Annotated in this window: 10 protein-coding genes and 1 pseudogene; 6 read left to right on the plus strand and 5 right to left on the minus strand. The window is 71.5% G+C overall.

The features are described from left to right. Nucleotides 1-113 precede the first annotated feature (113 nt). On the plus strand, nucleotides 114-3365 hold the full coding sequence (locus tag JAO81_RS02205) for a family 78 glycoside hydrolase catalytic domain (RefSeq protein ID WP_199546004.1): 3252 nt from the start codon (nucleotides 114-116) through the stop codon (nucleotides 3363-3365). Between the two features lie 130 nt (nucleotides 3366-3495). On the opposite strand, the gene JAO81_RS02210 is transcribed toward JAO81_RS02205, so the two are convergent. Further along, the gene (locus JAO81_RS02210) at nucleotides 3496-4191 is read right to left on the minus strand and encodes a ribonuclease H (protein ID WP_199546005.1); all 696 of its coding nucleotides are present in this window, start codon (nucleotides 4189-4191) and stop codon (nucleotides 3496-3498) included. A gap of 149 nt (nucleotides 4192-4340) precedes the next feature. On the opposite strand from JAO81_RS02210, the gene JAO81_RS02215 reads away from it, so the two are divergent. After that, nucleotides 4341-4481 (plus strand): hypothetical protein, encoded by a 141-nt coding sequence (locus tag JAO81_RS02215; RefSeq protein WP_233414819.1) that lies wholly within the window; start codon nucleotides 4341-4343, stop codon nucleotides 4479-4481. Nucleotides 4482-4498: 17 nt separating this feature from the next. On the opposite strand, the gene JAO81_RS02220 is transcribed toward JAO81_RS02215, so the two are convergent. From JAO81_RS02220 to JAO81_RS02230, 3 genes are all read right to left on the minus strand, one after another. Further along, entirely contained in the window at nucleotides 4499-5038 is a 540-nt protein-coding gene (locus JAO81_RS02220) for a 2'-5' RNA ligase family protein (protein ID WP_307813112.1), read from the minus strand. 89 nt (nucleotides 5039-5127) lie between these two features. Further along, a complete protein-coding gene (locus tag JAO81_RS02225) occupies nucleotides 5128-6132 on the minus strand; it encodes a LacI family DNA-binding transcriptional regulator (protein WP_199546007.1) in 1005 nt (334 codons plus the stop codon). Nucleotides 6133-6293: 161 nt separating this feature from the next. Beyond that, entirely contained in the window at nucleotides 6294-7547 is a 1254-nt protein-coding gene (locus JAO81_RS02230) for a DUF418 domain-containing protein (RefSeq protein WP_233414820.1), read from the minus strand. Between the two features lie 542 nt (nucleotides 7548-8089). Between JAO81_RS02230 and JAO81_RS02235 the strand changes: the two genes are divergently transcribed. Further along, nucleotides 8090-8668, plus strand: a complete 579-nt coding sequence (locus JAO81_RS02235) for an ankyrin repeat domain-containing protein (RefSeq protein WP_233414836.1) — start codon at nucleotides 8090-8092, stop codon at nucleotides 8666-8668. A gap of 125 nt (nucleotides 8669-8793) precedes the next feature. Next, the gene (locus tag JAO81_RS02240) at nucleotides 8794-11169 is read left to right on the plus strand and encodes a penicillin acylase family protein (RefSeq protein ID WP_199546008.1); all 2376 of its coding nucleotides are present in this window, start codon (nucleotides 8794-8796) and stop codon (nucleotides 11167-11169) included. Between the two features lie 131 nt (nucleotides 11170-11300). Here JAO81_RS02240 and JAO81_RS02245 read toward each other — a convergent pair. Beyond that, nucleotides 11301-13151: pseudogene (locus JAO81_RS02245) on the minus strand (ABC transporter ATP-binding protein); the annotation flags it as partial. Nucleotides 13152-13509: 358 nt separating this feature from the next. Between JAO81_RS02245 and rho the strand changes: the two are divergent. Both rho and JAO81_RS42115 read left to right on the plus strand, forming a co-directional pair. Continuing rightward, nucleotides 13510-14697, plus strand: a complete 1188-nt coding sequence (gene rho, locus JAO81_RS02250) for a transcription termination factor Rho (RefSeq protein ID WP_374194248.1) — start codon at nucleotides 13510-13512, stop codon at nucleotides 14695-14697. Between the two features lie 119 nt (nucleotides 14698-14816). Beyond that, nucleotides 14817-15105: ATP-binding cassette domain-containing protein (locus JAO81_RS42115; protein WP_233414821.1), on the plus strand; the 289-nt coding region annotated here is incomplete at its 3' end.

A 15105-nucleotide genomic window follows, 5' to 3' on the forward strand; every position in this document is an offset into this window, starting at 1 on the left:
AGAGCGAATCCCCGCACGCCTCTTGAGGCGTTCATGGCGGGAGACCTAGGATCGAAGGCATCCGATTGAAACGATTCAAGCATCGAAACCCGCGAGAATCCGAGGGGCACGCGATGAGCGACGCACACGAGACAGGGCGGGGTGAGCCCTGGAACCGCAGGGCCTTCCTCATGACATCCGCCGCAGGGGCGGCCACGGGCATGGCCGGCCTCGGACAGGGAACGGCCCTGGCCGCGACCGGCACACCGGGCGGGAGCGGCGGCGGCCTGCGCATCGAGCGCACCACGGTCGAGTACGCACCGACGCTGCTCGGCACCGACAGCGAAAAGCCCCGGCTCGCCTGGGAGTTGGCCGCTTCCGGCGCGGGCGCGGAACAGAGCGCCTACCAGATCAAGGTCACCACGGGAGCGCGCACCGTCTGGGACTCCGGCAAGGTCGCCTCCGCGCGCAGCGTCGGCGTGCCCTATGACGGCCCCGCGCTCGCTCCCCGTACGAGATACGCCTGGAAGGTACGGGTCTGGGACGGCGACGGGGCGGCGTCCCGGTGGAGCGCCGAGCGGTGGTGGGAGACCGCGCTCGGCGACGAGGACTGGCAGGGGCACTGGATCGGGGCCGGGGCCGCACCGCGGGCGCCGTCCTTCGAGGGCGCCGCGTGGATCTGGGCGCCCGGCGCCACCGAGCAGGGCGCACCGCCCGGCACGGTGTGGTTCCGCGGTGTGCTCCAACTCCCCGAAGGCGCCCAGGTGTCGAAGGCTACGGTGATCGCCACCGCGGATGACGACTACACGCTGTTCGTGCAGGGCGAGCAGGTGCTGCACGCGCCCGAGCAGACCGACAGCTGGCGCACCGGGGACCTCGCGGAGGTGACCGGCGCGCTCGCGTCGGGCGGCCGGGTGGTGGTCGCCGTGCGGGCCACCAACCGCGGGGGCGCGTCCGTGAATCCGGGCGGTCTGCTCGTCCGTCTCCTGGTGGAGCACGGCGGCTCCACCACCGAACTGGCCACCGGTCCCGGCTGGCGCTGCGCGCAGAGTGAGCAAGCCGGCTGGCAGCAGCCGGACTTCGATGACGCCGCGTGGCCCGAGGCGGTGGTGGTCGCGCCATACGGACAGGGGGCCTGGGACAACGATGTCACGGTGAGCGCGCCCGAGCTGCCGGCGCCGCTGCTGCGCCGCGCGTTCACCGTGTCCAAGCCGGTGCGCCGCGCCCGCCTCCACATCAGCGGACTCGCGTACTACGAAGCCGAGATCAACGGCCGGCGCGTGGGGCGCCAGGTCCTCGACCCCGGCTTCACGGACTACGACGAGACCGTCCTGTACGCCACGCACGACGTCACCGGACTGCTCCGGCGCGGCGCCAACGCCATCGGGGTCACGCTCGGCCGCGGCTTCTACGGCATGACGACCCCCAATGTCTGGAACTGGCACAAGCCCCCGTGGCACGGAGAGCCGCGGCTGCTCGGCCAGTTGGAGATCGAGTACGAGGACGGCTCGCGCGGCACCCTCGCCACCGACGGCGCGTGGCGGATGACGCACGGCCCGACCCGCACCAACTCCCTGTACGCGGGCGAGACATACGACGCACGGAAGCATCCGGCCGGCTGGACGAGCGCCGGATTCGACGACAAGGACTGGCGGGCTCCCGTCCGGATGGAGGCGCCGAAGGGCGCGCTGCGGGCGCAGGGGCTCGAACCGGTCGAGATCGTCGGGACCGTACGGCCCGTGAAGATCACGGCGTACGGGGACGACTGGCTCGTGGACATGGGCCGGACCATGGCGGGCTGGACGCGGCTGACCGTAAAGGCCCCAGCGGGGACGACCGTCCGGCTCAAGCACGGCGAGAAGCTCAAGGCCGACGGGAGCGTGCACGCGGAGACCGGCCATGTGCCCGGGCGCTTCCAGACCGACGAATACCTGTGCGCGGGCGGCGGGGACGCGGAGGTCTGGGAGCCCAAGTTCTCGTACAAGGGCTTCCGTTACGTGCAGATCAGCGGGCTGCCGCGCAAGCCCGAACCGGACGAGGTGCTCGGCCGCGTGGTGCATTCGGCGGTTGAGGACACGGGGACGTTCCGCTGCTCGGAGCCGTTCTACGAGCAGCTCGAGCAGGCCATGCGGCGTACGGTGCTGAACAACCTGCACAGCATCCCGACCGATACGCCGATGTTCGAGAAGAACGGCTGGACCGGGGACGCCCAGGTCGGTACGCCGATCATGATGTACGCGCTCGGCATGCAGCGCTTCTTCACCAAGTGGCTGGGCGATCTGGCGGACAGCCAGAACGCGGCGGGCCAGATCCCGGTGATCGTGCCGAGCGGCGGCTGGGGCTACCAGGAGCTGGCACCGGCGCCGGAGTGGACCACGGTCTACCCGTTCCTGGTGCGCGAGATGTACCGGGTCTACGGAGACGACCGCATCGCCCGCGACCATCTGCCCTCCCTTACCCGCTATCTGGACTGGGAGCTCGGCCGGCTGCAGGACGGTCTCGCGGTCACCGCGCTCGGCGACTGGGTGTCGCCCGGGTACGAGATCCCGCCGGAGGACACCCGGCTCACGGCGACCGCCTATCTGTACCGGGCGCTGGGCGACACCGCGGAGATGGCGGAGCTTGTCGGCGAGGACGCGGTGCGCGGGCGCTACGTGAAGGCCGCCGAGGACCTGAAGAGCGCCTTCAACTCCGCGTTCCTGGGCCCCGAAGGGCATTACCGCACGGCCAAGGACCCCCACTACCGGCAGTCGAGCAACTGCATCCCGCTCGCCTTCGGTCTGGTGCCCGCGGGCGCCCGGGCGAGCGTCATGGACTCACTGCTCGCCGATATCGCCGAGCGCGGCAACCACCTCAACACCGGCTGCCTCGGCACCAGCGTGCTGCTTCGCGCGCTGAGCGCGGCCGGGCACTCCGATGTGGCGCGCGCGGTGGCGCTGCAGAAGACGTACCCGGGCTGGGGCCACTGGTTCGAGAACGGCGCGGACACCATGTGGGAGTACTGGCAGGCGGACTCCCGCTCCCGCGACCACTATTTCCTCGGCACCATCGTGCAATGGCTCTACGAGAACGTAGCGGGCCTGCGCCCCGGTGACGCCGGCTACCGGACGTTCACCGTACGGCCGGACGCCCGTGACGGCGTCGACTGGGCGCGCACCGAGCTGGACACGGTGCGGGGGCGGGCGGCCGTGGCGTGGTCGCGTATCGACCAGGAGATACGGCTGACGGTACGGGTCCCGGTGGGCGCCACCGCCGAGGTGCATGTACCCGCCGCCGCGAAGGACAAGGCCCAGGCGCCGAGGGGCGCCGCCTATGTGCGCACCGAGCCGGGGTACGTGGTGTTCCGGGCTCCGCACGGGGAGTGGGGGTTCCGCGGGCGGCCGTGAACGCACGGGAGGGGCCGGCGTCCCTGAACGCGCGGCAGAGGCGGCAGCCCTGAACGCACAGGAGGGGCCGGCGGCACCAGGCGGGGGGCCCCGCCGCCGGCCCCCCCCCTCAGTGCTCGGAACCAGGTTCTCAGCTGCTCGCGCAGGCCTCGTGCCCCCAGCCGCCCGACGCCAGCTTGGTGATCTTCTCGCCCGCCGCGTAGGGCTGCCCGCACGAGCAGCGGCCGGCGAACTTGGCCTTGATCACAGGGGCCTTGCCGGACGAGCCGAACCCGCTCTTGCGGGCGGGAGCCGTCTTGCGGGCGGCCGCCGGTGTGGCCGTGAACCGGTCGGCACGCGGCTGAGGGATCTCCGTACTGCCGTGCGCCGTCCCGGCGGGCTCCTGCGACTCCGCCGCGTCACTGGCCGCGATGTCGGCGATCGCGTTGAGCAGGTCGCCGTCCGCGCGGTGGGCGGCGACATGGCGGAAGGTGACCTCGCGTCCGGTGAGCAGCTCGTCGATACGGATCACGAGTTCGCGGTTGGCGACCGGCTTCTTCGAGGCGGTGAGCCAGCCGTTGCGCTTCCAGTTCTTGATCCAGGTGGTGACGGCCTGCATCGCGTACGTGCTGTCCATCCGGACCTCGAGCGGTACCGAGGCGTCGGTGGCCTCCAACAGCTCGGCGAGTGCGGTCAGTTCGGCCACATTGTTGGTGGCGACGCCGAGCGGTCCCGCCTCCCAGCGCTGCGGGGTGCCGTCGGCATCCGCGACGACCCAGCCCCAGGCGGCGGGGCCCGGGTTCTTCTTGGCGGCACCGTCACAGGCGGCAATGATCAAGTCGGACATGCCCTCGATGATGCCAGCTCCGCGCCCGCGCGCCGTACACGCGGCGTCGGCTGCCGGATGTGCGCGCTCCACATCCGACGGTCGAAGGTGTGCGCTCCACCTCACATGTGCGACCGAAGCCGGGTTCGGTCGTTGACTCCGGTATGACCGTGCAGAAACCACGCCGCCGCCGGCCCCTGGGCTGGGGCGCACCGCACCTCCAGGGCGCCAAGGGCGCCCAACCCCCGGCGGACGACGTGCAGTTGACGCTCAAAGCGCGGGCCGCGCGGCTCGCGGCGGCGATGCGCTGAAGTCTCGGCGACGCGGGTCACGGTCCCTTGGCGTGGGACCCGGTCCCGAGCGCGAAACGCTCCGTGTCCCGCCAGGCCGTGCCGTCCCAGGTGACCAGGGTCACGTGGCGGACGGTCACGGTCAGCGGAAGCAAGGGGGCCAGTGCGGCTTCGAGAGCGTCGTACACGGCCGGTGCCGCGTCGGGGCCCAGGCTGTTGGCGAGGGTCAGATGCGGCCGCAGTCCGTCCTCGCCGAAGATGCCGCGATACGGCGCGCACGCGGGCCATGCCTCGACGACACTCTTGGTCAGCGCCCGCACCGGGTCGGCCGGCCAGGGGTCCAGGTAGAGCACGCCCGGGTAGCGGCCGAATTCCGCGAAGGTGAGGCCGAAGGGCTCATGGGTGCGCATGAGCTCCCCGAGCCTGCGGCGGACCGAGGGATCGATGCGGTCCCGGTGCAGAAACGGGAAGAGCACCGAGACATGGGCCGGGAAGTCCTCGCGTATCAGAGGGTCGGCCTCCGGCAGCAGGATCGTCAGCGCCGTCTCCCCCAGGGCATGCGCCCACCCCGAACTCACCGTATGTCCCCTCCCATGACCGGGCCTCAGCTTGCCGCACGGACAGGGGCGGGCGGACGCCGGGGCACCCGGGGAGCGAGGACGCCGGGTCAGCGCCCCGGGAGGCTGGAGCCGCGCACGACCAGTTCCGGCTGGAGCACCACGCGCCGGTGCTCGTGGTCGTCCGACTCGGTCTCCTCCAGGAGCAGTTCGGCCGCCATCGCGCCCATGGTCACGGCCGGCTGGCGCACCGAGGTGAGCGGGACGACCGCGGCCGCCGCGAACTCGATGTCGTCATAGCCGACGATCGCCATCTCCTCGGGGACCCGGACGCCCGCCGCGTACATGGTCTGCAGGACCCCGAGCGCCAGGAGGTCATTGGCGCAGAACACGGCCGTGGGACGTTCGGACAGACCCAGGATCCGCGAGGCCGCGTCGCGGCCCGCGGCGACGTCGAGGTGTTCGGTGGGCAGCTCCCGCAGCGCCTCGGCCGGCAGGCCCGCCCCGGCGAGTGCGTCCAGGGCACCTTGGCGGCGGTCGCGTACCTGGTTGAGGTCGGCGGGGCCGCTGACGTAGGCGATGCTGCGGTGTCCGGCGTCCACGAGATGGCGTACGGCGAGGGCGCCGCCCTGTATGTCGTCGACGGAGACGGAGCATTCGGTGACGCCCTCGGCGACGCGGTCCACGAGCACGAAGGGGATGTTGTGCCGGCGGAAGGCCTCGATGTTGCGGCCGGTGGCGTCCGCCGGGGTCAGCAGCACACCGCGTACCCGCTGTTCGGCGAAGAGCCCGAGATAGTCGGCCTCCTCCTGCGGGCTCTGCGCGCTGTTGCAGACCATCACGCCGAGTCCGGCCTTGCGCGCGGCGCGCTCGGCGCCGCGCGCCACGTCCACGAAGAACGGGTTGCCCATGTCCAGAACGAGCAGCGCCATGATCCGGCTGCGGCCGGCGCGCAGCTGGCGCGCCGACTCGCTGCGGACATAGCCGAGGCGCTCTATGGCGGCGCGCACCCGCTTGCGGGTCTCCTCCGCGACCATGTCCGGGTGATTGATCACATTGGACACGGTGCCCACGGACACCCCTGCGTGCTTCGCCACATCTTTGATGCCGGCCATGTGCGGTGCGTACTCCGTCCTGCAGCGGCGGTCCGGTCCTGCCGGCAGTCACTCTGTTCTGCCGGGCCCGGTTCTGCCAGCAGTAACTCAGAATTTGTACTGGCCGGTGCTCTCCTTGTCGAATAACCCGGCTGCCGGCGCACACCGCCACCGCACATCGGCTACCGGTACATCGCCTTGCGGAGCACCACCTCCACCGGACCGCGCCACCCGCGCCGCTCGAAGGCGTACGCGGCCGCCACCGTCACCAGCCACACCCCGGTCGCGAACACCATCATGGTCCAGCTGGTCAGATGGGCGCCGAGGCCCATGCCCCAGGCCGCGAGCAGCGGGGCGAAGAGGACGGAGTGGGCGAGGTAGCAGGACAGGGAGCGCTTGCCGACGGCGGCCACGGCCGTCACCGCGCGGTTCGGTCCTGTCGCACGCCGGTTCCACCAGGCCACGAACAGGGCGATCGCGGCGACATAGCCGAGCCCGGCCGCCATCCCGGTCAGCTCGCGCACGATCATCAGCACACCGGTTTCGCTCTGCGCATGCGCGGGCACGTCCAGGGCCCCGATATGGGCAAGGGCCGAGGGCAGCGCGCCCAGCCAGCCGATCGTGATGCCGAGCACAGCCGTACGGCGCAGCAGCGGCAGATGGCGGGACGGCTCCTCCAGGACGCGGCGGCGTGCGGCCCAGAAACCGAGCAGGAAGATCACGTACGCGCCGCCGACCAGGGACAAGGGAGCGGCGGCGAACGTGACGAACAGACCGCTGGACAGGCGGGTTCCGGCCGCCGTCAGCCAGTCGCCCTCCTCGCTCGCGTACGCCTCGTAGCCGGGCGTCCCGCTCACCTCGCCGAGCGACCCCAAGTCGCCCTGGAGCAGCGCCGATACGACGGGTTCGGCGGAGATGACGAGCAGCTGGACCGTGGCGATCACGATCCACCGGTTCAGGGCGCGGTCGCTGCGGCGCAGGAAGAGCCAGCCGAGGACGAAGCCGATCACCCCGTAGTAGCCGACGATGTCGCCCGCCATGAAGAGGGTGGCGTGGGCGAGGCCGATGAGGACGAGCAGCAGACTGCGCCGGCGCAGGATGCCGACAGCCGCCCGCTCACTGGTGCCGGCGGCCCGCTGACGCTGATAGAGCTGCACCATCCCGTAGCCGAAGAGGAACGCGAAGAGCGGATAGACCCGCAGATCGAGCACCGTGATCATCCCGAACTGCACGGCGTGGTCAAGCCACCCGCCCGTCACCGGCTGCCATCCGGACGGCCCGTACTCGGACCGCCACAGGTGGTAGGCCGTGTTGGACAGCACGATGAGCAGCAGCATCAGTCCGCGGGCGAGGTCGGGGGCGAGGGCCCGTTCCGCGGACCGCATCCCGGCCGGGCGCGCGGTCCCCGCCCTGGTCGCTGTGGCGTCAAGAGTCATGCTGCGACGCTATGGACGCAGGTCACAGGCCCGCTTCCGACTTTGGGCGAGAGGAGATGGCCATGGGTCTACGGGTATCGGTCCCTGCCGGTCCATAGGAGCACAGCCTCCTTAGGAGCACAGCCTCCTTAGGAGCACGGCCCAATTAGGAGCACAGCCCTCTTGCGAACCCTCCGCCGAGCGGTCGCATCAACCGATCGGTGGACTTGGCCGTAGCCCGTCCGTATCCCCGGCAAGGGACCTTCCGTATCGCTCCGGGGCAGCCGGTGGAGCGATGTGCCGAGGCCGGCGGGCAGGCGACGATCGGCAGACGAAGCACCGACTGTGAGGAGACCACCGTGGAGCCGACCCGACGGACCCGTCGCCGTACTCTCGTCCCGGCCGCGCTGCTGCTCTCCGCGGTGACGCTGCTGGCCGCATGCGGCTCCTCCGATGAGGGCGCCGCCGCCGACCGGCCGTCGTCCTCGGCTTCGTCTTCCTCCTCGGCCTCCGAGTCCGCGTCCAAGTCGCCGGCGGGCACGGACGCCGAGGCGTCGGACCGGCTGCTCGCCGCGGCCGAGAAGGGCGAGCCCGCCGCCGTACGCGAAGCCCTCGACGACGGCGCCGATATCGAGGTCCGTGACGACCGTGGCCGTACGCCGCTGCTGCTCGCCGCGACCGGCGACCATGACGTGGCCGCGCGGATCCTGGTGGAAGCGGGCGCCGACCCCGACGCCCAGGACGAGCAGGACGACAGCGCCTGGCTGGTGACGGGCGTATCCGGCAGCGTGAAGATGGCCCGGGTGCTGATCCCCGCCGAGCCCGACTACGCGCTGGAGAACCGCTACGGCGGAACTTCCCTGATCCCGGCGGGCGAGCACGGTCACGCGGACTACATCCGCGAGGTCCTGAAGAACACGGACATGGACGTCGACCACGTCAACAACCTCGGCTGGACCGCCCTGTTGGAAGCGGTCATCCTCGGCGACGGCGGTACGGCCCACCAGGAGACGGTCCAGGCGCTCCTCGACGGCGGCGCCGACCCCGGCCTCGCGGACGGCGACGGGGTGACCCCGCTGCAGCACGCCGAGGACAAGGGCCAGGACGAGATCGCCGAGCTGCTGCGGGCGGCCGGGGCCTGACGGGATCGGGGCGGCGGGCCGGGCGGTTGTAGTCCTTCGGACTACTCCCTCCGGCCGACGGGACACCCGGGAAACGGGCCTCGGGCCGGATGCCCGCACCGGCGGCCCCTGGGGAGCCTGGCTCCATGCGCTTATTCGGAGCAAGATCCCTTCAGTTCAGGTCGGCCGTCGGGGCCGCCGCGTTCGGACTGCTCGCGACCGGGCTGCTGCTGCCCGCGCCCGCCGCGGGCGCGTCCGGCGCAGACGGTGGAGCCGGCGGCGTGCAGATCCGGCGGACCGCGTACGGCGTCCCGCACATCGTGGCCCGCGACTTCGGCTCGCTGGGGTACGGATACGGCTACGCGTTCGCCCAGGACAACGTGTGCGAGCTCGCCGACACGGTGCTGACGCTGCGCGGCGAACGGTCGCGGTACTTCGGCGCGCAGGGTGAGCCGGCAGGGGGCGGTGACGGACCCGGCGAGGAGCTTCCGTACAACTTGGCGAGCGATACGTACTACAAGGCACAGCGCAAGGCCGGCACCGTACGCAAGCTGCTCGCGCGGAAGGCTCCGCTCGGGCCGGCGGACGAGCTCAGGAAGATGGTCGCGGGGTACGCCGACGGGTACAACCGCTATCTCCGGGACACCGGCGTCGACCGGATTCCCGACGCCCGGTGCAAGGGCAAGCCGTGGGTAGGGCCGGTCACGGCCGAGGACCTGTGGCACCTCGTGTACGACGTCAACGCCGCGTCCGGGTCGGCGCCTTACGCGGCGGCCATCGGCGATGCGAAACCCCCGGGGGCGGCGGGGGCCCGGCCGGGCACCCTGCCCGCACCGAAGACACCGCCGGCCAGCAACGGCTGGGCCCTCGGCCGGGAGGTGCTGCGTCCCGGAGCGGGAAACGCCATGGTGCTGGCCAATCCGCATCTGCCGTGGGTGGGCAACTCACGTTTCTACCAGGTGCAGTTGACGATCCCCGGCAGGCTGGACGTGGCCGGCGCCAGTCTGCAGGGCACGCCCATGGTGGAGATCGGGCACAACCGCACGCTCGCCTGGACCCACACCGCGAGCAACGCCCGGCACGGCTCGCTCTACCGGCTGAAGCTCGCGCCCGGCGACCCCACGAGCCATGTGGTCGACGGGAAGCGCGAGCGGATGACCCGTACCACCGTCGAGGTCGTGGTCCGAGGCGAGGACGGCAGGCCACGGACCGAGCGGCGCACGGTGTACGGGACGCGCTTCGGTGCCGTGCTGAACTTCGGCTGGACGAGCACGCACGCGTACGCCCTGCGGGATGCCAACGAAAGCAATCTGCGCTCGATGAACACCTGGCTCGCGATGGGCACCTCACGCGATCTGGGCGAGCTGCGCGCCGCGCACCACACCTCACAGGGCATCCCGTGGACCTACACCTTGGCCGCGGACAGCAGCGGCGGGACGTACTTCACGGACGCCTCGGCCGTCCCGCACCTCACGGACGAGCAGCTGGAACGCTGCGCCGTGCCGGGTGGCGAGGAGGCACCCGAAGCGTTGGACGGCTCACGGACGGACTGCGCCTGGGGCAGCGATCCCGATGCGCTCGTACCCGGGATCCACGGGCCGTCCCGGCAGCCCGAGTTGAGCCGTGACGACTTCGTGGCCAACTCCAACAACGGGCCGCGCCACACCAATCCGGCGGCTCCGCTGACCGGCATCCCGTCCGTCTACGACGTGAACCCCCGCCTCGGCCCGCGCGCCCAGCTCGGTCTGCGGATGATCGAGGAGCGGGGCACGGGCGCCGACGGTCTGGGCGCACCGGGCTTCACCTTGCGCACGCTGCGCGAGTCGATGCTCGGCAATCGTGTGCTCTCGGGCGAGACGGGCCGCTCGGACGTCCTCGCGCTGTGCCGTACGCATCCTCGTCTGGAAGCCACCGACGGGGCCGTGGTCGATGTGCGCAAGGCCTGTGCCGCGCTGGGGCGCTGGGACGGCCGGGCGGACGCCGGCAGCCGCGGCGCGGCGCCGTGGATCTCGTTCTACGGGCGGCTCGGCGAGAGGGGGCCGTCGCAGGGGTGGCACAAGGTGCCGTACGACCCGCGGCGGCCGCTCACCACACCGCGCGGCATCAAGGGCGAGGACCCGCAGGTGCGACGGGCCCTCGCCGACACCGTGCAGGAGTTCGCGGCCGAGAGCCTGCCGATGGACGCCGAGCTCGGTGCGGTGCAGAAGTGGGCGGGGGTGCCGCTACCCGGCTGCGACGGCTCGGATGGCTGCTTCAACGTCCTTGAGGGGAGCGCCGATTCGGGTACGGGGACGCCTCGGGGCGGCGTGTTCGGCACCAGTTTCCTGATGGCCGTGACGCTGACCGACGACGGGCCGCGCGCCTCCACCCTGCTCACCTACGGGCAGTCCGCCGACGAGGGCTCGCCGCACTACACCGATCAGACCCGGCTGTTCTCGCGGGGGCGGTGGGTGAGCGAGCGGTTCACCGAGGAGGAGATCCTCGGCGACCCGCAGCTGAAGGTGACGACGCTCGAACGCTGACGCGCAGGGGCGGGGCCGACCTGCGGTCCCGGCCCTGCGCCCGGCGTCATGCCGCTTCTGCCGTTCGCTCGCTCATGCGGCCCCGGCCGTCCCCTCGCTCCTGCGGCCCCGGCCACCCGCTCCTGTCCGGCGAACTGCGTACGGTGCAGCTCCGCGTAACGTCCGCCGTGGGCGAGCAGTTCCTGGTGCCGTCCGCGTTCCACGATCCGTCCGTCCTCGACGACCAGGATCTGGTCGGCCGAGCGGATCGTCGACAGACGGTGGGCGATGACGAGGGCGGTCCGGCCCTCCAGGGCCTCGGCGAGCGCCTCCTGGACTGCGGCCTCGGAGGTGTTGTCGAGGTGGGCGGTCGCCTCGTCCAGGATGACCACCCGCTGACGGGCGAGCAGCAGCCGGGCGATCGTCAGCCGCTGACGCTCACCTCCGGAGAGCCGGTACCCCCGCTCGCCGACCACCGTGTCCAGGCCGTCCGGCAGGGAGCGGACCAGCGGCTCGAGCCGCGCCCGGCGCAGCGCGTCCCACAACTCCCCCTCGGACGCGCCCGGTTGGGCGAGCAGCAGATTGGCGCGTACGGAGTCGTGGAAGAGGTGCCCGTCCTGCGTGACCATGCCGAGCGTCTGCCGCATGGAGGTGGCGCTCAGGTCACGGACGTCCACTCCCCCGATACGGACCACACCTTCGTCGGCGTCGTACAGCCGGGGAACCAGCTGGGCAATGGTCGACTTGCCCGCACCGGACGAGCCCACGAGCGCGATGGTCTGGCCGGGTTCGGCGCGGAAGGAGAGCCCGCGCAGCACCTCTTCGCCGCCGCGGGTGTCGAGCGAGGCGACCTCTTCGAGGGAGGCGAGGGAGACCTTGTCGGCCGCGGGGTAGCCGAAGCGGACGTTGTCGAACTCGACGGCGACCGGCCCCTCCGGCACGCTGCGGGCGTCCGGCTTCTCCTCGATCAGCGGCTTGAGGTCGAGCACCTCGAAGACCCGCTCGAAGCTGACCAGCGCGCTCATCACCTCGACCCGGGCACCGGCCAGCGCGGTCAGCGGCGCGTAGAGCCGGGTGAGCAGCAGGGCCAGGGCGACCACGGCGCCGGCGTCCAGGGTGCCGCGGATCGCGAACCAGCCGCCGAGTCCGTAGACGAGGGCCAGCGCGAGGGCGGAGACCAGGGTGAGCGCGGTGATGAAGGTGGCCTGCGCCATGGCGGTCCGTACGCCGATGTCCCGTACGCGGTGGGCCCGCTCGGCGAACTCCTCGGACTCCTCGCCGGGCCGCCCGAACAGCTTGATCAGGGTCGCGCCCGGAGCCGAGAAGCGCTCGGTCATCCGGGTGCCCATCGCGGCGTTGTGCGTGGCGGCCTCGCGCTGCAGCTCGGCCATCCGGGTACCCATGCGCCGGGCGGGCACGATGAACACCGGGAGCAGGACCAGGGCGAGCAGGGTGATCTGCCACGACAGGCTGAGCATCACGGCGAGCGTGAGCAGCAGCATGACCACGTTGGACACCACGCCGGACAAGGTGTTGGAGAAGGCGCGCTGGGCGCCGATCACATCGTTGTTGAGCCGGCTGACGAGCGCGCCGGTGCGGGTGCGGGTGAAGAACGCGACCGGCATCCGCTGCACATGGTCGAAGACGGCGGTGCGCAGGGCCAGGATCAGATCCTCGCCGAGGCCTGCGGAGAGCCAGCGGCTGACCAGGCCGAGGCCTGCCTCGGCGACGGCGATGACCGCGATGAACAGGGCGAGACGGACGACGGCACCGGAGTCCTTGCCGTCGACGATGGCGTCGACGACCCAGCCCGCGAGCACCGGAGTGGCCACGGCGAGCAACGCCATCGCCACGCTGATGAGCAGGAACTGTCCGATACGTCGGCGGTGGGGGCGGGCGAATTCGGCGATACGGCGCAGTGTGGCCCGGGCGAAGGGACGCTTGTCCTGCTGGGCGTTCATCACGCTGTGCAGCTGCGTCCAGGCTGTGGTTTCCATGCTCATGCCTGGAACTTAGGACCTCAAGTAAACTTGAGGTCAAGGGTCCGTCCCGTACGGAATCCGAAGGCTCGCCGCGAGAGCGCTCTGCTACAGTGCGAGTGGCACTTGTGTACGCCCTGAGTCATCGGGCGCCGGTGCAGTTCCTCTCCCGGCCCACCTCCGGCAGGCCTCCTTGCCCGTCTCCTCGGGCTCCCGGACAGTCTCTGTCCCTTTCTCACCGCGCTCCCGCGGCACCCTCCGGACGGCTCCGCCCTCCTGACGGCCGCGTACGAGCCGGTTCCGACGCTCCGCCGACGTGCGGTCATGCGCCTGATCGCGGGCGCCCCGCCCTTCCGTCGCGTTGAGCCCTTCCCCCTCCCGTATGCCAACTCCCCGTCCATCGAAAGGACGCACCATCATGACCACGACCACCACACTCGAACCCGCCCCGACCGCCGCCGAGTTGCCCACGGCGTACGGGATCCTGGATCTCACCACGCACGGCAACGGCGTCCTGCGCACCCCCGGCCTGCTGCCGGCACCCGGCGACATCCACGTCCCGGCCACGCTGATCCGCCGCCACGGCCTGCGCAAGGGCGACGCCGTCGAAGGGACGACCACGGGGGCGACGACCCGCACCGCCAAGGGGCGCGCACTCGACCACGTATCCCTGGTCAACGGCCGACTCCCCGGCGCACGCCCGCACTTCGGGGACCTCACACCCCTGCACCCGCGCGAACGCCTGACCCTGGAGCACTCCGGGGGCGGCATCACGCCGCGGATCGTCGATCTGGTCACGCCGGTCGGCAAGGGCCAGCGCGGCCTGATCGTCGCGCCGCCGAAGACCGGAAAGACCATGCTGCTCAAGCAGCTGGCCGCGGCCGTCACCGAGAACCACCCGGGGTGCCACCTCATGGTGCTGCTCCTGGACGAGCGGCCCGAGGAGGTCACCGACATGCAGCGTTCCGTACGCGGCGAGGTGCTCGCCTCCACCTTCGACCGGCCCGCCAAGGAGCACATCGCCCTCGCGGAGCTCGCCATCGAGCGCGCCAAGCGGCTCGTCGAGCAGGGCCGCGACGTCGTACTGCTGCTGGACTCGCTGACCCGTCTGTGCCGCGCGTACAACAACGCGGCGTCCTCGGGCGGCCGCACCCTCAGCGGCGGTGTCGACGCGAGCGCGCTGACCGGGCCGAAGCGCCTGTTCGGTGCCGCACGGCTCACCGAGGAGGCGGGTTCGCTCACCATCCTCGCCACCGCGCTGGTGGACACCGGTTCGCGCGCCGACGACTACTTCTTCGAGGAGCTCAAGAGCACCGGCAACATGGAGCTCCGCCTCGACCGCGCCCTCGCCGCCCACCGGGTGTTCCCGGCCGTGGACGTCACCCCGTCCGGGACACGGCGCGAGGAACTCCTCGTACCGGAAGCGGAGTTGACCGCCGTACGGGCGCTGCGGCGCGCGCTGCAGGCACGCAACGGGCAGGCCACCGAAGCGCTGATCGAGCAGCTGCGCAAGTCCCCCGACAACCCGGCCTTCCTCCAGCAGGTCAAGCAGACCGTGCCCGGCGCCTGAGCGCGGGCGCCGGGGGATTTCCCCCAGGCAGGACGGAGGAAAGCCGCGTTCCGCGGGCCACCCGGGCGGATCTAGCTTCGAGGCATGAACGCGAAGACGACCACCCCGAGGGGGTCTCGATGATCTCGGTCCGCGGACTGACCAAACGCTACGGCTCGACCGCCGCCGTCGAAGAGCTGAGCTTCGATGTGGCGCCCGGCGCCGTGACCGGTTTCCTCGGGCCCAACGGCTCCGGGAAGTCCACCACCATGCGCATGATCATGGGCCTCGACGCCCCGGACGCGGGTCAGGCCCTGGTCGACGGCCGCCCGTACGCGGAGCTGGCCTGGCCGCTGCGTGAGGTGGGCGCACTGCTCGAGGCCCGTACGTACCATCCCGGCCGCAGCGCGTCCCAGCATCTGCGCGCAC

The sequence above is a fragment of the Streptomyces sp. N35 genome (genome assembly GCF_016464295.1).
GTDB lineage: Bacteria > Actinomycetota > Actinomycetes > Streptomycetales > Streptomycetaceae > Streptomyces.